Annotated in this window: 14 protein-coding genes; 13 read left to right on the top strand and 1 reads right to left on the bottom strand. The window is 42.0% G+C overall.

Annotated elements, in window-relative coordinates:
- Window positions 1-280: 280 nt before the first annotated feature.
- The 13 genes from rimM (at window position 281) to ADH51_RS02280 (ending at window position 19,061) form a co-directional block, all read left to right on the top strand.
- Window positions 281-799, top strand: a complete 519-nt coding sequence (gene rimM / locus ADH51_RS02340; protein ID WP_002884411.1) for a ribosome maturation factor RimM — start codon at window positions 281-283, stop codon at window positions 797-799.
- A complete protein-coding gene (trmD, locus tag ADH51_RS02335) occupies window positions 789-1,508 on the top strand; it encodes a tRNA (guanosine(37)-N1)-methyltransferase TrmD (RefSeq protein WP_002886864.1) in 720 nt (239 codons plus the stop codon). The genes rimM and trmD overlap by 11 nt, the downstream gene beginning before the upstream one ends.
- A 1-nt stretch (window position 1,509) precedes the next feature.
- On the top strand, window positions 1,510-2,508 hold the full coding sequence (locus ADH51_RS02330; protein ID WP_048674163.1) for an NAD(P)/FAD-dependent oxidoreductase: 999 nt from the start codon (window positions 1,510-1,512) through the stop codon (window positions 2,506-2,508).
- Between the two features lie 82 nt (window positions 2,509-2,590).
- Window positions 2,591-5,005 (top strand): FtsK/SpoIIIE family DNA translocase, encoded by a 2,415-nt coding sequence (locus ADH51_RS02325; RefSeq protein WP_048674160.1) that lies wholly within the window; start codon window positions 2,591-2,593, stop codon window positions 5,003-5,005.
- A 214-nt stretch (window positions 5,006-5,219) separates the two neighbouring features.
- A complete protein-coding gene (gene pulA, locus ADH51_RS02320; protein WP_048674158.1) occupies window positions 5,220-7,415 on the top strand; it encodes a type I pullulanase in 2,196 nt (731 codons plus the stop codon).
- A gap of 169 nt (window positions 7,416-7,584) precedes the next feature.
- Window positions 7,585-9,465 carry a 1,4-alpha-glucan branching protein GlgB gene (glgB, locus tag ADH51_RS02315; protein ID WP_048674157.1) on the top strand — a complete coding sequence of 627 codons (1,881 nt, stop codon included), beginning with the start codon at window positions 7,585-7,587 and terminating at the stop codon, window positions 9,463-9,465.
- Window positions 9,466-9,656: 191 nt separating this feature from the next.
- A complete protein-coding gene (locus ADH51_RS02310; RefSeq protein ID WP_014634805.1) occupies window positions 9,657-10,799 on the top strand; it encodes a glucose-1-phosphate adenylyltransferase in 1,143 nt (380 codons plus the stop codon).
- Window positions 10,789-11,925, top strand: coding sequence for a glucose-1-phosphate adenylyltransferase subunit GlgD (glgD, locus tag ADH51_RS02305; RefSeq protein WP_002884710.1), 1,137 nt, complete (start codon window positions 10,789-10,791; stop codon window positions 11,923-11,925). The genes ADH51_RS02310 and glgD overlap by 11 nt, the downstream gene beginning before the upstream one ends.
- A complete protein-coding gene (gene glgA, locus ADH51_RS02300) occupies window positions 11,922-13,352 on the top strand; it encodes a glycogen synthase GlgA (protein ID WP_002884231.1) in 1,431 nt (476 codons plus the stop codon). Before glgD ends, glgA begins: the two co-directional genes overlap by 4 nt.
- 319 nt (window positions 13,353-13,671) lie before the next feature.
- Entirely contained in the window at window positions 13,672-16,077 is a 2,406-nt protein-coding gene (locus ADH51_RS02295; RefSeq protein WP_048674155.1) for a glycogen/starch/alpha-glucan phosphorylase, read from the top strand.
- Window positions 16,078-16,288: 211 nt separating this feature from the next.
- Window positions 16,289-16,849 (top strand): GNAT family N-acetyltransferase, encoded by a 561-nt coding sequence (locus ADH51_RS02290; RefSeq protein ID WP_022496317.1) that lies wholly within the window; start codon window positions 16,289-16,291, stop codon window positions 16,847-16,849.
- Between the two features lie 105 nt (window positions 16,850-16,954).
- Window positions 16,955-18,484, top strand: coding sequence for a DUF1310 family protein (locus ADH51_RS02285; RefSeq protein ID WP_048674152.1), 1,530 nt, complete (start codon window positions 16,955-16,957; stop codon window positions 18,482-18,484).
- Entirely contained in the window at window positions 18,465-19,061 is a 597-nt protein-coding gene (locus ADH51_RS02280; RefSeq protein WP_048674150.1) for a hypothetical protein, read from the top strand. The genes ADH51_RS02285 and ADH51_RS02280 overlap by 20 nt, the downstream gene beginning before the upstream one ends.
- Window positions 19,062-19,122: 61 nt before the next feature.
- Here the strand turns inward: ADH51_RS02280 and gshAB are convergent, their stop codons facing one another.
- Entirely contained in the window at window positions 19,123-21,387 is a 2,265-nt protein-coding gene (gene gshAB, locus ADH51_RS02275) for a bifunctional glutamate--cysteine ligase GshA/glutathione synthetase GshB (protein ID WP_048674148.1), read from the bottom strand.
- Window positions 21,388-21,895 lie beyond the last annotated feature (508 nt).

Raw genomic sequence — 21,895 nt, 5'->3', positions numbered from 1 at the left:
GGGGTTAAGACACCGCCTTTTCACGGCGGTAACACGGGTTCGAATCCCGTACGGACTATAAGTACCAGCTAGAGAAAGCTGGTTTTTTTGTGTCCTTTTTGATAAAATAGAGGGGTTGACTGGCCTAGGTCAGACATTTTATACCACTTTAAAATCATAAATAACGAGACCTCGACCCGACGAAAAAAACTTTTGTCTTGTAATGGCTATCAGATGATGATAAGCCCTTGGTCGAGTCGTGGTTTTATTTGAATAAGAAAACAGATAATAAGGAAATGCAATGACATACTATAACGTTGGAAAGATTGTGAATACACAGGGCTTGCAGGGTGAACTTCGTGTTTTGTCTGTAACAGATTTTGCGGATGAGCGTTTTAAGAAGAAGAGTGTCCTAGCCCTTTTTGATGACAAAGATAATTACATCATGGATGTCGAGATTGCGAGTCACCGAAAACATAAAAACTTTGATATCGTTAAGTTCAAAGGGCTTTACCATATCAATGATGTAGAGAAGTACAAAGGTTGTAGCCTCAAGATTGCTGAGGAAAATCTAACAGACCTTGATGACGGTGAATTTTACTACCATGAAATCATTGGCCTTGATGTTTATGAAGGTGATACTTTGATCGGTCAGGTCAAAGAGATTCTCCAACCGGGTGCTAATGATGTTTGGGTAGTGAAACGTAAAGGCAAGAAAGACTTGCTATTGCCATACATCCCACCTGTAGTTCTCGATGTTGATGTCGCTGCTGGTCGTATTGAGGTTGAGCTCATGGAAGGATTAGACGATGAAGATTGATATCTTGACCCTATTTCCAGATATGTTTGCTCCCTTAGAGCATTCCATTGTTGGTAAGGCAAAGGATAAGGGGCTTCTAGAAATCAACTATCACAATTTCCGTGAAAATGCGGAGAAGGCTCGTCATGTAGATGACGAACCTTACGGTGGTGGACAAGGCATGTTGCTTCGTGCCCAGCCAATTTTTGATACCTTTGACAAGCTAAATGTCACTAAGCCTCGCGTTATTCTCCTAGATCCTGCGGGTCGCACCTTTGATCAGGCCTATGCAGAAGAATTGGCGCAAGAAGAGGAATTGGTCTTTATCTGTGGCCATTATGAGGGCTATGATGAGCGCATCAAAACTTTGGTGACAGACGAGATTTCCTTGGGAGACTTTGTCTTGACTGGGGGGGAGCTGGCTGCTATGACTATTGTAGATGCTACTGTTCGCTTGATTCCTGAGGTTTTAGGTAAGGAAGCTAGTCATAAGGATGATAGTTTCTCATCAGGGCTTTTGGAATTTCCACAGTACACTCGCCCAGCTGAGTTTCGTGGCATGAAGGTACCAGATGTGCTCTTGTCAGGTCACCATGTCAATATTCGACGTTGGCGTATGGAGCAGAGTTTGCGTAAGACCTGGGAGCGTCGACCAGATCTTTTGGAAAACTATGATTTTACGGATGAAGAACGCCAGATTTTAGAAGAGATAAAAGCAGAAGGAAAATAAAATGTCAGAAGAAAAGATTTATGATATTACCATTATCGGTGGTGGACCAGTAGGCCTTTGGGCTGCCTTTTATGCTGGACTACGTGGCATGACTGTTAATATTATTGAGAGTCTGTCAGAGCTTGGTGGACAGCCTGCCGTTCTCTACCCTGAGAAGAAAATCTATGATATTCCAGCCTTTCCTCAAACAACAGGTGCGGAATTGACAGGAAACCTCTTGACTCAGCTTAAGCGTTTTGAAGATCGTGTCAGCATTCATTTGAAAGAGGAAGTTCAAACCTTTGAAAAGACTGATGGCATCTTTACAATTGCCACTAGCAAGGGTCAACACTTGTCTAAGGCTATCGTCATTGCCTGTGGAAATGGTGCCTTCGCTCCACGTCCTTTAGGTGTGGACAATGAAGAAGATTATGCGGATAATAACTTGTTCTATAATGTGCATAGCTTGGACCAATTTGCTGGCAAGAAGGTTGTGATTGCTGGTGGTGGGGATTCAGCTGTTGACTGGGCCAATCACCTAGATGGGATTGCTGAGAGCGTGACTTTGATTCACCGACGTGATGCTTTTCGTGCCCATGAGCATAGTGTAGAGCTTCTTCATCAATCATCAGTTAATGTGATGACACCTTATGTACCCCTTGAAATCAAGGGTGAAAGTGGTCTTGCCAAAAGTTTGACTGTTCAAAAAGTGAAGTCAGATGAAGTTGTGGAATTGCCGCTTGATACCCTTATTGTTAGCTTTGGCTTCTCAACCAACAATAAAAACCTTCGTAACTGGAATGTTGACTTTAAACGCTCTAGCATTACTGTCAATGCCCAGTTTGAAACTTCACAAGCAGGTGTTTACGCTATCGGTGATGCAGCAGAATATGAAGGCAAGATTGACTTGATTGCTGTGGGAATGGGTGAAGCTCCTATCGCTATCAACCAAGCTATTCAATATATTGATCCAGATGGTAAGAATCGTCCGGTTCACTCAACATCGTTAATTGAAGAATAATGTCAAAAGAAGACTTTGTCTTCAATCTAAGGAGAGACTTGTCTCTCTTTTTTCATGTCTAAAAACGTGGTATAATACACTTATGGCTACAACGAAAAAAACGAAAAAAGGGACGGCTTCTAAGAACGGTAAGAAGCGTCTTACAAAAGCAGAATTAGACAGACAGAAGGCGATTAAGCGAATGCTATGGACCTTCTTTTTTGCCTTTGTCTTAATTTTCCCAGTCTTTCGATTGGGTTTCTTTGGGGTTACCCTCTATAATATCTTTCGAGTATTTGTGGGGAGTATGGCTTACCCTTTAATTTTTGCTATCTATGTTTATCTCTTTGGCTTTAAATGGTTACGTAAACACAGTAACTATGTCACAGGATTTTGGATGGTCTTCGCGGGGCTCTTGTTGGAGTTTCATGCCTATCTCTTTAGTCTAGATCGTATGAACGGTCTGGATATTTTCCCTGGTACCAAGGACTTGCTTTTTGGGGAACTTGTGAGTGTGCAAGTCGCTCGTTTTGCGGGTGGTGGTATGTTGGGGGCTCTTCTGTACCAACCGATTTCCTTCCTCTTTTCAAATATCGGTAGCTTCATGATTGGGGTATTGATTATTCTCTTAGGGGCTTTCATTCTTAGCCCTTGGGATGTCTTGGATATCATGGAGTATGCTAAGGAAGCTTGGCAAAAAGGGGCTGAGAAGCGTTTGGAACGGACGGCTCAACGTCAGGAGAAGAAGGCAGAACGTCAGGCTCGGAAAGAACGTGAAGCAGAAGAACGTGCCGAAGCCGAGCGTCTGGCTGATTTGACTGTCGACGAGGAGACGGGAGAAATCTTGGATGATGCCGCAGAGGCCTTGCCACAAGAAGCTGAGATTTTTGCACCTGAACCTGAAATCAGTGATTATGCCTCTGAGGATTACTATGATAATCTGCCTCCAGAGGATTATGAGGATTTCCAAGAAGATTATGCACCTTATCCAGAGGATCTGCCAAGCGAGGAGTTTCCCCCATCTATGGTGGTTGAGGGAGATGACGCGCCAGTCGAGGTTGATTTCACGCCTAAGGAACTCCTACAGTATAAATTACCTCATATAGATCTCTTTGCACCTGATAAGCCTAAGAGTCAATCTAAAGAGAAGAACATCGTTCGTAAGAATATTCGAATCTTAGAAGATACCTTCAAGAGTTTCAATATTGATGTCAAGATTGAGCGGGCTGAAATTGGACCGTCAGTGACCAAGTACGAGGTCAAGCCTGCTGTTGGGGTCCGTGTCAATCGCATTTCAAATCTAGCTGATGACTTGGCTCTGGCTCTAGCTGCGAAAGATGTCCGTATCGAGGCACCTATTCCTGGAAAATCTTTGGTTGGTATCGAAGTGCCTAATTCAGAGATTGCGACGGTTTCTTTCCGTGAACTTTGGGAACAGTCCAAGACGGATCCTAATAAGCTCTTGGAAGTTCCTCTCGGTAAGGCAGTTGATGGTTCGGCTCGTAGCTTTGATTTGGGTCGGATGCCTCACTTGCTGGTCGCGGGATCTACAGGTTCTGGTAAATCGGTTGCGGTAAACGGTATTATCTCTAGTATTCTTATGAAGGCTCGTCCTGACCAGGTGAAGTTCCTCATGGTCGATCCTAAGATGGTTGAACTTTCAGTTTACAATGATATTCCTCATCTCCTTATCCCTGTGGTGACTAACCCACGTAAGGCCGCTAAGGCTCTTCAAAAAGTGGTAGATGAGATGGAAAATCGTTACGAACTCTTTAGTAAGTTTGGCGTGCGTAACATTGCTGGCTACAATGCCAAGGTGGAAGACTGGAACGCTCAGTCGCAAGAAAAACAGATTCCCTTGCCATTAATTGTGGTTATTGTTGATGAGTTGGCTGACTTGATGATGGTAGCCAGTAAGGAAGTGGAAGATGCCATCATTCGTTTGGGACAAAAAGCGCGTGCTGCGGGAATTCACATGATTCTCGCCACTCAACGTCCGTCGGTTGATGTTATCTCTGGTTTGATTAAGGCCAATGTGCCATCTCGTGTGGCCTTCGCCGTGTCTTCGGGAACAGATAGTCGTACCATTTTAGATGAAAATGGGGCAGAAAAGCTACTCGGACGTGGGGATATGCTTTTCAAACCGATTGATGAGAACCACCCTGTTCGTCTACAAGGTTCCTTCATCTCTGATGATGACGTGGAACGTATTGTGACCTTTATCAAGAATCAGGCTTCAGCTGACTATGATGAGAGCTTTGATCCTGGTGAAGTTTCTGAAAATGATTTTGGTGGAGGTTCCTCTGCCAATGGTGGTAGCTCAGAAGGTGACCCACTCTTTGAAGAGGCCAAGGCTTTGGTCCTTGAAACACAAAAAGCAAGTGCTTCCATGATTCAACGTCGTCTGTCAGTTGGTTTCAACCGTGCCACTCGTTTGATGGAAGAGTTGGAAGAAGCAGGCGTTATCGGACCAGCTGAAGGTACCAAACCACGTAAGGTTTTGATGACTCAAGAATAATGAACTGGAAAGAGTCTCAAGCCTGGTTTTTAAAAGAATTAAAATAGACAAAAGAAATGATAAAAATGAGTGTTTTGCCATTTATTTTCTCATTCTTTTTTTATGTTCAAAATAGACCAAAAAATTGCAAAATATTCCATAAGAACGCTTACAAAACGAACATTTTTTGCTATAATAGGAGAAGAAGTGAGTAACAAAAACTAAGGAGTAAAAAATGGACAATTTATTAACCGTTCATTTTCATAGTATGCATGGCGACTATTCCAGATACAGTATGTGGAAGTGGCTAGATGGTTATTGGGGCGAAGAAGCCCATTTTTCACGTGAGGATGATTTTGGCCTTGTTGGTCAGGTTACTTCTCCCTCCAATCGTTTTATTGATTCTGTCAATCTTTTGGTCAAAACGGAAGACTGGTCGAGGCAAACACATGATTACCGTGTCCGACGCTTCCTAGGGGATGCTCCCAATGCTATTTGGATAGTTGAAGGTGATCCAACTGTTTATTATTCTAAACAGGCAGCCTTGACTAGCCATAGTTTCGAAGGTCGTGACCAGCATGCCTTTGATATGGCACTTCGTAGACAGGAATTTGATCAGAAGTGGGGCTTTCAAGGTTGGTTAGGTCATAAGTATGAAAAAGGGGCTACAGAGTTTCGCCTTTGGTCACCTCTAGCTCGTCGTGTGAAGCTCTTGCTTTTTAAAAAGGGCAGTAAAAACCCTAAGATCATTAAGATGAGCCGAGGAACCAGTATCAATAAGGACCGTCATGAGATGAATACTCACGGTGTTTGGAGTGCCACTGTCAAAAAGGATTTGGATGGGGTAGCCTACCAATTTCGTGTGTATCATGAGGAAAGCTTCTATCAGGATACGAGAGACCCCTACAGTATCGCCCTTAGCTTAGATAATAAAAAAAGTTTGGTGGTCAATCCACAGCGACTTGTTCCAAGAGGGTATGAAAAGGTTACCAAGCAAAAAGCGAGCTGGCGTAAGGCAAATGCTTGCTCATCCGTTATCTGTGAAATGCACCTCCGTGACTTCTCAATCTCAGAGACATCTGGTGTTAAGAAGTCCTATAGAGGAACCTATCTAGGTGCTTGTCAGAAAGGGACTAGAAATGCCCATGGAGATGTGACTGGTTTTGATTACCTCAAACGTATGGGCTACAACTATGTCCAACTGCAACCAGTCTTTGATCACCATAAAACCTATGATAAAGGTGGGAAGCTTCTCTACAACTGGGGGTACGATCCTGAAAATTACAATGTTCCGGATCGTCAGTTAGCTGCTGATCAAAAGAATCCCGTGGCACCAATTTTAGAGCTTAAGAAAATGATTCAGGCCTACCATGAAGCAGGAATAGGGGTTATCATGGATGTGGTTTATAACCATACTTACTCATCTTACAGCTCTCCTTTCCAACTATCTGTGCCGGCTTATTACTACCGTATGCATGACAATGGGTCTTTCCAAGATGGATCAGGCTGTGGAAATGAGACAGCCAGTGAAAAGGAAATGTACCGTAAGTATATGATTGATTCCTTAACCTATTGGGCAGAAGAATTTGGAGTGGATGGTTTTCGTTTTGACCTTATGGGCTTACATGATGTTGCTACGATGAATGCCATTCGTTCGGCCATGGATGATATTGATCCTAGGATCCTTCTTTATGGTGAAGGATGGGATATGGGAATTGGACTTCCTGTAGACCAAAAGGGCAAGAAGGATAATGCAGCCTTGATGCCTAGAATCGGATTTTTCAATGACAATGCGCGTGACGCGGTCAAGGGGGCAGAGGTCTATGGGTACATCAATAACGGCTATGTGTCTGGAGCCCCATTGGAAGACCAGATTGCCAAGAGTCTGCTTGGTAGCCGTGGTTTTGTAAACTACCTCATGCCAGGTCAGGTCCTCAACTATATCGAAGCGCACGACAACTACAATTTGAATGACCTTATGCATCATTTGCATCCACATGATTCGCCAGAAGATATTGAAAAACGTATTTACTTGGCAAATGCTCTTAATCTAAGTATGCAAGGGATGTGTTTCATGCAGTTGGGACAAGAATTCCAGCGTAGTAAGATGGTTGCAACAGGTGAAGATGGAAATTACACGGAAGCGGATGTTAAGCGTGCCATGAATAGCTACAATGCCCCTGATGCTGTTAATCAGGTGGATTGGAATCAAGTGACTCTTAAGAAAGACTTGGTTGCTAAAGTTGCCAAATTAATTGAGCGTAAGCAAACCGTACAAGAATTTTCATATCGTTCATATGCAGATATTTACGATAATCTCTATGTCGCAAAAGCTGAGTACGATTCAGGTATTGTTGAATTACATATTTCTGGAAAATTACGTAAGACTTTTGTGTTCGATAATATGAAAAAAGATTTGGAGATTTACTGACAAGAATGTCAAAAAATGTTATAATACAGTAAACGCTTACATAAGTGGTTTTGTTTACTTGTAAGCCCTATCGGTCTGAAGGGTTTTCTAGTGTATTTACATATATTTCAATGTTTTAATTTCTTGATAGTTAGAACTATCAAGGCTAGTTTAATAAAGGAGTGATGGTATGAATCTCGATGAAGCCATGTACACATTTGGAACAGGTGAGAACTTCCACCTTCAGAATTATTTGGGTGTGCATGAATTAGAGGGAGAAGAAGGTTTTATCTTCCGTGTGTGGGCCCCTCATGCTGAGCAGATTCAGGTAATTGGAGATTTCACAGGTTGGTTTGATGAACCTCTGGATATGACCAAAAACCATATCGGTGTTTGGGAGGCGACTTCAGCTCTCCCAGAGGAAGGACAACTCTATAAGTTCTTGGTGAAACGTAAGGGAGGTCAAGTCGTCGAAAAGATGGATCCTTTTGCGACTTACTTAGAGCCTCGTCCTGGAACAGGAGCTGTGATTCGTAAGAAGAAAACTAAGAAGTGGAAGGATGGCCTTTGGATGGGTCGTCGTAAACGCTTTGGTTTCCAAAAACGTCCGGTTAATATCTATGAAGCTCATGCATCATCTTGGAAACTAAAAGAGGATGGTCAACCTTATACTTTCAAAGAATTGAAAGAAGAGTTGATTCCATATTTGGTTGAGATGAACTATACCCACGTGGAATTCATGCCACTCATGGCTCATCCTCTTGGGATGAGTTGGGGTTACCAGCTTATGGGTTACTTTGCTTTTGAGCATACCTATGGCACACCAGAAGAATTTCAAGATTTCGTAGAAGCATGTCACCAGAATAATATCGGTGTCTTGGTAGACTGGGTCCCAGGTCACTATACACAGAATGACGATGCTTTGGCCTACTTCGATGGTACACCAACTTTCGAATATCAGGATCATGATCGAGCTCATAACTATCGTTGGGGCGCACTTAACTTTGACTTAGGAAAAAATCAAGTTCAGTCTTTCCTTATTTCAAGTGCTCTTTACTGGATTGAAAATTATCATATCGATGGTATCCGAGTGGATGCAGTATCTAACATGCTCTATTTGGACTATGATGAAGGTCCATGGATGCCTAATAAGGATGGTGGTAATCGTAACTTGGAAGGTTACGGCTTCCTTCAAAAGCTCAATCGTGAAATTAAAAACCGTTATCCAGATGTCATGATGATTGCGGAAGAATCAACTGCGGCAACGCCAATTACACAACCGATTGAAGAAGGTGGTCTAGGTTTCGACTTCAAATGGAATATGGGTTGGATGAACGATATCCTCAAATTCTACGCAGAAGATCCAGTTTACCGTCAGTATGACTTCAATCTGATGACCTTCAGTTTCATGTATTGCTTCAATGAAAACTATGTTCTACCTTTCTCACATGATGAAGTGGTTCATGGTAAGAAGAGCATGATGCATAAGATGTGGGGTGACCGCTATAATCAGTTTGCTGGTCTTCGTAACCTCTATGCTTACCAACTCTGTCACCCAGGTAAGAAATTGCTCTTTATGGGTTCTGAGTTTGGTCAATTCTTGGAGTGGAAGTTTGATTATCAACTCGAATGGGGTAATCTTGAAGATGAGATGAACCAGAAGATGCAGGCCTTTACTAGCCATATGAATGCTTTCTACAAGGACCATAAATCTCTCTGGCAGATTGATGATTCTTACGATGGTATTGAAATTATCGATGCGGATAACCGTGCTGAAAGTGTTCTTTCCTTCATTCGTAAGGATGACAAAGGTGATAAGGGTGGCTTCCTCGTCTGCGTCTTCAACCTAGCTCCAGTGGAACGACAAAACTTCACTATAGGATTGCCAGTAGCTGGTATCTACCAAGAAGTGCTTAACACTGAGATGGAAGAATTCGGTGGCGTTTGGAAAAAAGGAAATCCTGAAACCCGTACCCAAAAGGCGAAGTGGAAGGACTATGAAAATACCCTTAGCTTCACCCTACCTGCTCTAGGAGCAAGTATCTGGCGTGTGAAACGTCGCCTGAAATAAAGGGTAGACTTAAACGTGTACACGATTTGTTTTTCAGAGGTGATAGCAAGGAAGTCACGGTTGAAAGAAGCTGTTTGATGCCCAAACTATTGCCAGAATGAGAAACTTACTTTAATTGTCATAATCAGTTTCGACTGATTGTCTCGTCATCCTTTTTAGGATGCAACTAAAAATCATGAGGGGGACTATTCATGAAAAATGAAATGTTGGCTTTGATCCTTGCTGGTGGGCAAGGAACTCGTCTTGGAAAATTGACCCAAAGTATTGCCAAACCAGCTGTTCAGTTTGGTGGACGCTACCGTATCATTGACTTTGGTTTGTCAAACTGTGCCAATTCAGGGATTAACAATGTTGGTGTCATTACACAGTATCAACCACTTGCTTTGAACAACCATATCGGAAATGGTTCAAGTTGGGGCTTGGATGGTGTTAACTCTGGTGTATCAATTCTTCAACCTTACTCAGCTAGTGAAGGTAATCGTTGGTTTGAAGGTACCAGCCACGCTATTTACCAAAACATTGACTATATCGACAGCATCAATCCTGAATACGTTTTAATCTTGTCTGGTGACCATATTTATAAGATGGACTATGATGATATGCTCCAAGCACACAAAGACAACAACGCGAGTCTTACTGTAGCAGTTCTTGATGTGCCACTTAAGGAAGCTAGCCGTTTCGGTATCATGAACACAGACGCTAATAACCGTATCGTCGAATTCGAAGAAAAACCTGAAAATCCTAAATCAACGAAGGCATCAATGGGTATTTACATCTTTGACTGGAAACGTCTTCGCAATATGTTGGTTTCAGCTGAAAAGAGTGCAGTTGATATGTCTGACTTTGGTAAGAACGTTATTCCTGCTTATCTTGAAACAGGTGAAAGCGTCTATGCTTATGAATTTGAAGGCTACTGGAAGGACGTAGGTACTATCGAATCCCTTTGGGAAGCAAATATGGAGTATATTTCTCCAGAAAATGCTTTGGATAGCCGTAACCGTCAATGGAAAATTTATTCACGTAACATGATTGCACCACCAAACTTCTTTGGTGAACATGCTGAAATTGAAGACTCACTCGTTGTTGATGGCTGTTTGGTTGATGGAACTGTTAAACATTCAGTGCTTTCAACAAGTGCCCAAATCCGTGAAGGTGCGGTCGTTGAAGATTCAGTGATTATGAGTGGTGCAGTTATCGGTAAAGGTGCAAAAATTAAACGTGCGATTATCGGTGAAGGGGCACACATTTCTGATGGCGTGGAAATTGACGGTACAGAAGAAGTGCAAGTCGTAGGATACAATGAAGTAGTGGGGGTACCAAAAGATGAAGATTGATAAATATTCTGCAATTCTAGGAAATACCGTAGGATTCCATGACATGGATGGTTTGACTGAGCACCGTCCTATTGCCAGCCTACCATTTGGTGGAAAATATCGCCTCATCGACTTCCCGTTGTCTAACTTGGCTAACGCTGGTATCCGTAGCGTCTTTGGTATCTTCCAAAACGAAAATATCAGTTCTGTTTTCGACCACATTCGTTCAGGTCGTGAGTGGGGCTTATCAACACTCCTCAGCCACTACTACCTTGGTATTTATAACACTCCAGTTGAAAGTTCAACGGTTGATGAAGAATACTATCGTCAAATTTTGACTTACCTTAAACGTTCAGGGTCAGACCAAACGGTAGCGCTTAACAGTGATGTTTTGGTCAATATTGATCTTAACCAAGTTTTCCACCTTCACAATACAGCAGAACCAAAAATTACTGTTGTCTACAAAAAACTTCCGAAAGAACTCATTTCAGATGTAAACAGCATTTTGGAAATTGATGAATCTGACAAAGTGCTTGGCCATGAACTCTTCCAGGGTGGAGATAAAGAAGTTTACAATATGTCTACAGATATCTTTGTTGTGGATACACCATTCTTGATTGAAAAATTGGAAGAAGAAGCAGCTAAAGAAGAACCGCGTAAGCTTCGTTATGTACTTCGTGATTTGGCAGTTGCTGAAAATGCTTTTGCTTACGAGTACACTGGTTACCTTTCAAATATCCACTCAGTGAAAGCGTACTTTGATGCTAACTTGGATATGTTGGAATCACAAAAATTCTATTCACTTTTTGCACCAAACCAAAAAGTTTATACAAAAGTTAAAAATGAAGAGCCAACATACTATGCAGCTTCATCTGATGTTAAAGTTTCTCAGTTTGCTTCAGGTTCTCTTGTCCGTGGTAAAGTAGATCATTCTGTTGTTTCACGTAATGTTGATTTGTCAGAAGGTTCAACTGTAAACCATGCAGTCATCTTCCCACGTGTTGAAGTTGGTAAGAATGCTACCGTTGAATATGCTATTGTGGATAAAGGTGTTAAAATCGCTGACGGCGTTACTATCCGCGGTACAGAAAACAACCCAGTTGTCATCAAAAAAGGTAGCGTTGTAACAGAGGATATTGTACGATGAAAATTTTATTTGTAGCGGCTGAAGGTGCACCTTTCGCTAAGACTGGCGGTTTGGGTGACGTTATCGGTGCTCTCCCTAAATCTCTAGTCAAAAATGGTCACGAAGTTGCCGTAATTCTCCCTTATTATGATGTGGTTTCGGCTAAGTTTGGCGATCAAGTTGAAGACCTTGGCTTCTTCTATACAAATGTTGGTTGGCGGCGTCAATATGTCGGCATCAAGAAAATCGTTCGCGATGGTGTGACTTTCTACTTCATTGATAATGAGCAGTATTTCAACCGTGGTACGGTATACGGTGAGTGGGACGATGGTGAGCGTTTCGGCTTCTTCCAAATGGCTGCCCTTGAGTTGATGGAAAAAGTGGACTTTATTCCAGATATTCTCCACGTTCATGACTACCACACAGGCATGATTCCATTCCTTCTTAAGGAAAAATACCATTGGATTCAAGCTTACCAAGGTATTAAGACAGTCTTCACTATCCACAATATTGAGTTCCAAGGTCAATTTGACAGTGGTATGCTTTGGGAAATCTTCGGTGTTGGTTATGAGCGTTATGCAGATGGTACCCTTCGTTGGAATGACTGCCTCAACTGGATGAAAGCTGCTGTTCTTTACGCAGACCGTGTAACAACAGTTTCACCTTCATATGCTGGAGAAATCCAAACACCTGAATTTGGTAAAGGCCTTGATCAAATCATGCGTATGGAATCTGGTAAGTTATCTGGTATTGTTAATGGTATCGATACGGACCTCCTTGATCCAGAAACGGATACTCACATTCCTTACCACTTCTCAGTGGATGATTTGTCAGGTAAAGCCAAAGACAAGGCAGCGCTTCAAGAACGTCTTGGTCTTCCAGTTCGTGAAGATGTACCAGTCATTGGTATGGTGTCTCGTTTGACAGACCAAAAAGGTTTCGATTTGGTGGTCAATGAGCTCCACAATATCTTGCAACATGATGTTCAGATTGTTCTTTTGGGTACTGGTTACAGTGACTATGAGAATTCTTTCTCTTGGTTCGGTCATGCCTACCCAGAGAAAATGTCTGCCAACATTACCTTCAACCTAGAGTTGGCTCAACAAATTTATGCTGGTTGTGACATTTTCCTTATGCCTTCAGCCTTCGAACCATGTGGTCTCTCTCAAATGATGTCTATGCGCTATGGTACCTTGCCAGTGGTTAGTGAGGTTGGTGGTCTTCGTGACACTGTTGAACCTTACAACCCTGTGACAGGCTCAGGTACAGGCTTCTCATTTGGTAACTTCTCAGGTTACTGGATGGTTCAAACCCTTGAAAAAGCTCTCGATGTCTACGAAAATCATGCTGAAGCTTGGAAACAACTTCAACACAATGCGATGACACGTGACTTCTCATGGGATACAGCAAGTTTGGCATATGTTGATTTGTACAAACAATTAGTATAGTTCCAAAGATAACTTTTCTCGTGAGGGAAAAGTTATCTTCATGTAAAGAGTTTGAAAATGCTTCTATACTTATTTAGTTCTTTAAGATTCGCTTGAAAGCAATTATGGAGATAACATCTAAAAATCTGAATAGAAGAATAACTCTAATCATGTTATAATGAATTTAACTGCTTTAGCAGTTTTGTAAAAAGATTTTGAAACCTTTGTTTTGAATCTTATCTGGCAAGGTTTGGGAGTTAAAAATTTCCAATCCCCCTTATCCTAATTATTCTCTTTTAGAGGTGGATCCAAGGTATAGAAGTAGTAAGAAAGGAATTCTATGCAACTAGAAAATTTAACAAAAGAACAATTTATCCGTGACTTTAAAGATACTCTCCATCAAGAGCAGTTGATTAAAGTTGCTAAGGCGACACCAACAGAAATCTTTACAGCCTTGGCTGGTTTGATCCGTAAATATTACACAAATACATGGATTGAACGTAACCATGCACTTTCAGACAATCAAGAAAAAATTGCTTACTACTTCTCGATTGAATTTCTTCCAGGTCGCATGTTGGAAACTAACCTCCTCAACCTTGGTATTCTTGACCTTGTTAAAGAAGGTTTCGCAGAACTTGATATCGATTTCCGCGAAGTGGTAGAAGCTGAGCATGATATGGCACTTGGTAACGGTGGTCTTGGTCGTTTGGCTGCTGCCTTCATGGATTCGCTTGCAACTACTGGTTATCCAGGTTTTGGTAATGGTCTTCGTTACCGTTACGGACTTTTCAAACAACGTATTGTTGATGGTTACCAAGTAGAGCTACCAGATGGTTGGTTTGGTTCAACAGGAAATGTTTGGGAAACACGTAAAGACCATGATATTGTCTATGTAAAACTCTTTGGTGATGTTGTCCTTGAAAGTGACGAAGATGGTCGTTTTGTTCCAACTTATAAGAATGCTCAAGTTCTTCGTGCTGTGCCTTACGATGTGCCACAAATCGGTTATCAAAATGGTGTGATTAACAACCTTCGTCTTTGGGATGTAGAAATTCCTGAAGAATATGAATTGGACTACCCAACTTTGGAAGCTCGGCGTCGTGTGAAAGATATTACAGCCATTCTTTACCCAGATGATACAACGATTGAAGGTAAAGAATTGCGTTTGGTTCAGGAATACTTCATGACAAGTGCAGGTCTCCAAACCATTATCAAATCATACCTCAAGATGGGCTTGCCATTGAAAGATATCCACGAAAAGGTATCTGTTCACATCAATGATACTCACCCTGCGGTTGCACCAGCTGAATTCATGCGTCTCCTCCTTGATGAATACGGTCTTTCATGGGAAGATGCTTGGAATGCGACTGTTAAGACCATGAGCTATACTAACCACACAATCCTTCAAGAAGCTCTTGAAAAATGGGATCAACAGCTCTTCAAACGTGTTCTTCCACGTGTTTACCAAATCATCTTGGAAATCGATAACCGTTATGTAGCTGCAATGGCTGGACGTGGTGTTGCTGCAGATGTTATCGAACGCACTCGTATCGTGAAGGATAACCAAGTGCATATGGCTAACTTGGCGATTATTGGTGGTCACTCAGTCAACGGGGTTGCCAAACTCCACACAGAACTTCTTAAAGAAGATACCCTTCACGACTTCTATACTATTTATCCTGAAAAATTCAATAACAAGACAAATGGTATCGTTCAACGTCGTTGGACACAAATTGCAGCTCCTGAACTTTCAGCAGCAATTGATGACGTGATTGGTGATGGATGGCGTAAAGACATCCATGAGCTTGAAAACCTTACAACTTACTTGGATGACAAGGAAGTCTTGAACCAGTTCTATCAAGTTAAGAAGACTGCTAAACAACGTTTGGCAGACTACATCAAGGAAACAACAGGCGTAGAAGTGTCTACTGATGCTATCTTTGATGTTCAAGTGAAACGTCTTCACGCTTACAAACGTCAATTGCTTAACCTTCTTCATATCATCAAACTTTATTGGGATCTTAAAGATAACCCAGATAAAGACATGGTACCACGTGTATTCATCTTTGGTGCCAAAGCTGCGCCTGGTTATCACTTCGCTAAATCTGTTATCAAACTCATCAACGAAGTTGCCAACCTTGTTAACAATGATGAAAGCCTTCAAGGCAAACTTAAAGTTGTCTTCCTAGAAAACTACCGTGTAAGCCTTGCGGAACTCATCATTCCAGCAGCTGATGTCTCTGAGCAAATCTCATTGGCTTCTAAAGAAGCATCTGGTACGTCAAACATGAAATTCATGATGACTGGTGCTATCACCTTGGCAACACTTGACGGTGCCAACATTGAAATCAAGGATGAAGTTGGAGATGAGAATGTTGTCATCTTCGGTATGGACAAGGACGAAGTTTATGAACACTATGCACGTCACGATTACTACTCTCGTGCAGTTTATGAAAATAATCCTGTCATTCGTCGTGTTGTTGATACTTTTGTCAACGGTACGATTCCAGATGCTCAAGCTGAAGGTACTGAAATCTATGAAGCACTCATCACCCACAACGATGAATACTTCCTCTTGGAAGACTTCGAAGCTTATGTAGAAGCTCAAGAGAAAATCGATGCGCTTTATCGTGATCATGACAAGTGGGCACGCATGAGCTTGGCAAATATTGCTAAATCTCATAAGTTCACTTCAGATGATACGATTACAGAGTATGCTAAAGAAATTTGGGAATTGAAAAAATAGGCGTTAGCTCATGAATCACAAAAAGACAAAGGCTAGAAATGGTCGTTGTCTTTTTATTTTTTTAGAAGAGGGGTGTCATAGACAGCCAAAAAGCATTTATAAATGGCAGGGTAGTTTATCTGCAGATCTATCTTAGCCCTTGAAACTTGCACTTGCTTATCAAGGTGTTATAATGACCTATAGGTATAAGCATCAAAAAGGGGGACAATACATGGCTTTACGCAGCCAATTAATTACTAAGGAGTTTCCAGAATTAGATAGGGTAGAGCGCTTAAATAACGAGGCCTTCCCAGAAGAAGAACGTATTCCATTAAGTGAGTTTTTACAATTGGATGGTCGTGATGATTATCATTTCTTTGCCTTTTATGACGAGGATGATTTTGTTGGATTTGCCTCAGTTCTCTACAATGCCAAAGTTTTTTATGTGAGTTTCTTTGCCATCGTTCCTCAAATGCGGAGTCATGGCTACGGAAGTGAGATTATTGATAAACTGGTGGACTTTTATGGACCATCTCGGTCTATGGTCTTGGAAGTAGAGCGTTTGGATGAACCAAATGACAATCCTGAGCAACGTGAGGCACGTTGGGATTTCTATAAGCGTAATGGGTTCAAGACTTCCAATGCTTTCTTGGAATATGAAGGTTTGAGTTTTGAGATTCTCTATCGTGGAGATCACTTTGACGAAGAAGCCTACAGAGAGATATTCCGCAAACTTCAGGAAAATGCTTATTTTGACTTCAGTATTAAACATCGTCGCTTGAGTGATTTATAAATAATCAAACCAAACAGGTCTTAGTTAACCTGTTTTTCATTTGTTTTCAGCGTTTGCCAATCGTTCTCAGAATATTTTGTCCTCCTATGCTATAATGGAAGTACTATGAAGAAAGTAATTTTACAGTATCTAGCAAGTGCTCTAACTGTAATCCTTATACTTGGTCTTGTGGTTTTCAACAGACAGCGAAATCACCCTCTGGTAAAGAAGGTCAAAGACCCTGAGATTTCCTATATCTATCAGGATTCTTTGGAAAATCTAGATAGACTGGCCCTTAGTCAGGCTGGAGTTATCCAATCCTATCAGCTCGATTCTTTGTCTGTTAGGAAGGAAGATGGAAAGATTCACCTCGTTCTCCATATCAATCATTCCTATGATATGCAGGTAAATCTTGTCCTAAAGTCTGATATCTACGGTGATTTATCTGTGGTTGAAGCGACGCCATCAAAGGCTTTGAAGCTAGCCTTGGAGGACGAGTCTTATCAGAAACGGTTGACCTTAATTTCGCAAAAGGCAGATGCTATTATGGCTCGTGATCACTGGGATCAGGCCATTAAGCCAGCCTATGTGGCTCAGGTCAGAAGTAAGATGAAGAAGACTTCCCTAACCCAGCTAGACAAGGTTCTTCAGGACGTTGACCAAGAAAGTAAGGAAGTGGGCTCCGATACCTATACGGCCTTTTTCCAAGCTTCTCAACTGCCTAATCACGACAAGCTCAATTTGGTTATGGAGCACATGCAGGTTTATGTGGATAAGTATCAGTTCCTTCAATTAGGGAAGTCAGGCTATAAATTTTCCAAGAAACTTGAGCCAACCAGCCCTTTTTACAGTTACTTCCGCGAGGCTATTATGGAGACTTATCAGACGGATTTAGGACTGGGCGAGGATGAGTTGGGCATCAAGCTCCACCTTTTTAGGTCTTGGATTGATAAACAGTCTATGGATTACATTAGGAGCAATTACAAGGGCAAGACAGACTTGGATAAACTTCTATCCTATAGTAAGGACAAGAAGATAAACTTGGATTATACTACAGGTGCTTCCTACCATAATCGAAGCTTGGGAGACTTTACCTATCCAGAGAATATGAAAATCCAGCTACCTCAGACCAGTGTCATGGGACCTTACGGTGTCAGCAATTCCCGCTTTATTGAATTTATTGTCAATATGGATACAGGGAAATTTGTTTCTGAGTGGAATGTCTACAAGAAAAGGAAAGACGGTAGTATCGACTCTAATCCTAAGCATTACAAGATTGAAGATGGTGCTGATATTGCTGATACGGACTCTGCTAACTACGGCCTATCTAAGGGACTAAATGCTGACTTACCAGCCTATCTCAATAATAGCCATACCTATCTTGATGTTCGTCACCCTGCGGATAATGCGATTAGACGTAAGATGGTTAGAAAGTGGAAAAATGCCAAGAATGTCTTAAATGGTGGGCGCTATGCTGATATTGTTAAAAAAGGAGGCTTGAAAGACCTTGAAACATGGAGACAAGTTAAAGCTGAAGACCGCCTCCAGGTCTACAATGCTTACCTTGATTATATTCGCTCTCATCTTGTGCTTAATGGGTTTGACAGCTTTTACCAAGAAACCTACAACCCCCAAGGTGGAGACAAAAAAGACTGAAACCCTTGATAGTGTTCTTGTCGCTAAAAATTTCTATCGTGTAAGGGATGCCTATGCCATCAAGCTCTACGGGCAGGATGAGGGGATGTCCTTTGATGTGGCTGGTCAGAGACTCTTTGGGTCAAATATTGCTATTAAAGATGGTCTGTTATATGGCTCCAGTCTTGGAGATTTGACCATTGAGGCTTATTTTCAGGGGGAGCTGTCCTACCTTTTAGAGGCCACCCAGAAGCTCCCAGTGGACAAAAATCGTATCAAGGCTAATCACTATAGTCAGGACATCGTTCTGAATAACGTTTGGTCTAGTCTGGAAGGTCAAGAAACCTCCAATAGTATCATCACTCAGTTTCAGGATAAGACCTTGCTTAAGTTGCGGATCAGCTACAACAAGGATTTCCTTCCGACTAAGATTCAGGGTTTTTACAATAGCCAAACCTTTAATGGCTGGCGGGACCTATTTTACATAGATTATCCATATAGTAATCAGGAAGCCTTCAATCAGGCTCAAGATGCCTATATACAACACATCCAGTACATGGAAACGCATCCTGAGGAAGAAACAGGAGAGTTTGGTTAATAAAGCAAAATCACCTTTATCTCGAGATAAAGGTGATTTGTTTGTTCCTAAGAATTAGGTTTTAGGTTTGACTTGTGGTAACTTCTGGAAAAAGCTTGTCTAGGATTTTTGGAGTGATAGCTTGTCCAGGACCTTCAGCACAATAGGTGTGCATATACATAGAGGGATTGAAGTTGAGCTCGATACAAGTGCAATGAGGTTTTTCCTTGCTAGCAGGCTGAGTTTTATCTGGAATGATGAGGTCAACCCCGCAAGCCCAGGCCCCCATGCTAGTCGCCATAGCTGCAGCTAATTCTTGATAGGATGAATCCATGGTCTCAGTGACATCAATAGAGTCACCACCCGTAGAGATGTTGGAGTTACGGCGGAGATTGACCTTTTTCCCTTCTGGGAGAATATCATCAGGTGCATAACCTTGCTGAGTCAACATCAGTTGTTCGATGTCTCCTAGCTCAATGATTTCCAGCGGTGAGCGGTGGTCACGGCCTCGCAATGGGTTGGCATTTTTCTGAGCGACTAATTCACGAATGGTGTGTTTGCCATCACCGACAACATTAGCAGCGACACGAAGGAGAACAGCCTCACAACGCCCGTCCAGAATGAAGAAACGGTATTCGGTTCCTGGGATAAATTCTTCAACAAGAACAGCTGTATCTTCTGCAAAGGCAATCTCGAGGGCTTTCTTATAGTTATCAAGGCTGGCAGGCTCTTGGAAAATGGAAATGCCCAGACCGAAGTTGGTTGATTTTGGTTTAACCACAATTTGCTTGCCCTTGATAAGAGGATAGTAGGCTAGACCTTGATCTAGGTTGGTAAATTCGTCTCCAGCAGGAACCGGGAAGCCAGCGTCGGCTAAGATTTTCTTGGTTACGGTCTTATTGGCCATAGCAAGGGGTACCACGTAGTTGTCTTTTGAGGTCATGTTACCATTTTTGACGTACTCAACATGATCTTTATGCCAGAGTTTAAGGAATTGATCCTGCTCATCTAGGATTTCAAAATGAAGCCCTTTTTGAATGGCATCAAAGAGCAGCATCTGGGTAGAAAGTTCCATCTCCTCATAACCCTTAAGGGCATAGTGGGCAGTCCAGTCGTAATCATGATAGGCAAGAGCCTTGTCGAGGGCAAAGTCAGCAAGGGACTTGTCTTTGATATGAGGAAGAAGTTGGGCTGCTAGTGTCTGGTTAGGATCTGCAAAGGCATCTTTAACTTGTTTAACCAGCCCTTGATGATAGTCACCAAGCCCAAAATGTTGCACCAGTTGGTCTAGAGCTGTCGTAATGTTCTGAGTTTCAGCTTCAGAAGGTAGAGGTTCTAAAGGATGAGAGAGGGCAATTTTTTCATTCAGCGCGTGACCTTGAGCCAGAGCCTGATCAACATTTTCAGGGGCATCCATCCAGAGGAAGGCTAGAAGGAGTAGGTGTACGGTATCCATGGTAGTTTGGCTAATACCGATACGCTCAAAGGGGTTGAGGTCGAAGTTACGGAATTCCAGGTAGGTGATTCCCTTGTCAAGGAAGGAGCGATTAACCTTTTGTCCACGGAAACGAACAGCCGAGTAAAATTCCTTTTCCGCAATCAAATCACCTTGTTCGATATAGTTTTCGATGGCAGAGACATAGTCTTCTAGGTTTGCAAAAGATACTTGGATTTCTTCCTTATTGACATAACCATGGTCGCTGTTTCGGAAGGAACGCACGGGTTCTGGGACTTCTTGGTCGAAGAAGCCTTGCTCAGCAACAGGTGCAGCACCAAAGAGATAGGTAATCACCCAACGGTAGCGCAAATAGTTCTGAGCCAGCTTAAGATAGAGGGCGTTCTTGAAAGCAATCATATCAGTCTGGTCGCTTTCTTTGAATAGGGCTTCAACCAAATCTTTCCCTAGTTCCATATTATAGTGGATACCTGAGATAGCTTGAAGTTTAGTTCCGTATTTTTCGGCCAAGTAGTTACGATAATGGCGTTCAAATTCATTCTCCAGTTGGGCAACTTGGATTTCTTGGGCCTTGATACGAGGTGGCATGGACAAGGGCCAGAGAAGTTCATCTTTACTGATGGAACGTCCAGCTACATCGGTAATGGCTCCAAGAAAACGACGAGCCTCAGTGGTAGATTTAGCAACTGGTGTGATGAGCTCCATTTGAAACTCACAAAAATCTGTTTGAATATAAGGGTGGAAACTTCGAGCTCCTAGGCAAGAAGGGTGAGGCGTATGTGCTAATTTTCCCTGTCTATCGACACGAAGACTTTCGCGTTCAATTCCAAAGTTAGCTTGAAGGATAGGGCTGGTAGGCTCCAGCTTTTGAAGCAGTTGATTTATAGTCATAGAGTCACCTTTTCATCTAATGTTAGTGTTAGTCTATTATAAATAGGAACAGAAAACAAATTTCTGCTACGTTTGGCTATGATTTACGAACATTTATGATGAGTTTGTGAAAAATGAGCAGATTTTAGAGAGATTTTTTATCAAACATCGTAAAATGCTTACAAATGTTAGTGAAATGACATTGTACTTGCAATTTTACTCAATTTAACCTATACTAATGACATATATATGAGAACGAAAAAATCCCTAGGGTCTGCCCTCAGGGGCTTTTGTATGCTCTCAAAAGGGTATGACCGTTCTTTTATAGATAAATGATAAGCATAAGACTGTTAGTTTTAAGCTTTGCTATGCCTAGAGTAGACGATATTTTTCGCCGTGGTCGAGACCATTCTGAACCTATTTGCACTTGCTCGAAGTTGCTCACAATTCGACAGTTCGCTCTGCCCAACAGCGATGCTTTCGCCGTGATAGATTACAAAAATGGTGTATATCTATCAATGCATGAAAC

It is taken from the genome of Streptococcus sp. 449_SSPC (genome assembly GCF_001073005.1).
In the GTDB taxonomy this organism is placed as follows: domain Bacteria; phylum Bacillota; class Bacilli; order Lactobacillales; family Streptococcaceae; genus Streptococcus; species Streptococcus salivarius_F.
Note: the sequence above shows the minus strand (reverse complement) of the source record. Positions and strands in the feature narration are given on the sequence as shown.

Excerpts from the sequence above, each read along its gene's own strand:
- rimM (WP_002884411.1), top strand. The coding sequence starts at position 281 with ATGACATACTATAACGTTGGAAAGATTGTGAATACACAGGGCTTGCAG.
- trmD (WP_002886864.1), top strand. The coding sequence starts at position 789 with ATGAAGATTGATATCTTGACCCTATTTCCAGATATGTTTGCTCCCTTA.
- ADH51_RS02330 (WP_048674163.1), top strand. The coding sequence starts at position 1,510 with ATGTCAGAAGAAAAGATTTATGATATTACCATTATCGGTGGTGGACCA.
- ADH51_RS02325 (WP_048674160.1), top strand. The coding sequence starts at position 2,591 with ATGGCTACAACGAAAAAAACGAAAAAAGGGACGGCTTCTAAGAACGGT.
- pulA (WP_048674158.1), top strand. The coding sequence starts at position 5,220 with ATGGACAATTTATTAACCGTTCATTTTCATAGTATGCATGGCGACTAT.
- glgB (WP_048674157.1), top strand. The coding sequence starts at position 7,585 with ATGAATCTCGATGAAGCCATGTACACATTTGGAACAGGTGAGAACTTC.
- ADH51_RS02310 (WP_014634805.1), top strand. The coding sequence starts at position 9,657 with ATGAAAAATGAAATGTTGGCTTTGATCCTTGCTGGTGGGCAAGGAACT.
- glgD (WP_002884710.1), top strand. The coding sequence starts at position 10,789 with ATGAAGATTGATAAATATTCTGCAATTCTAGGAAATACCGTAGGATTC.
- glgA (WP_002884231.1), top strand. The coding sequence starts at position 11,922 with ATGAAAATTTTATTTGTAGCGGCTGAAGGTGCACCTTTCGCTAAGACT.
- ADH51_RS02295 (WP_048674155.1), top strand. The coding sequence starts at position 13,672 with ATGCAACTAGAAAATTTAACAAAAGAACAATTTATCCGTGACTTTAAA.
- ADH51_RS02290 (WP_022496317.1), top strand. The coding sequence starts at position 16,289 with ATGGCTTTACGCAGCCAATTAATTACTAAGGAGTTTCCAGAATTAGAT.
- ADH51_RS02285 (WP_048674152.1), top strand. The coding sequence starts at position 16,955 with ATGAAGAAAGTAATTTTACAGTATCTAGCAAGTGCTCTAACTGTAATC.
- gshAB (WP_048674148.1), bottom strand. The coding sequence starts at position 21,387 with ATGACTATAAATCAACTGCTTCAAAAGCTGGAGCCTACCAGCCCTATC.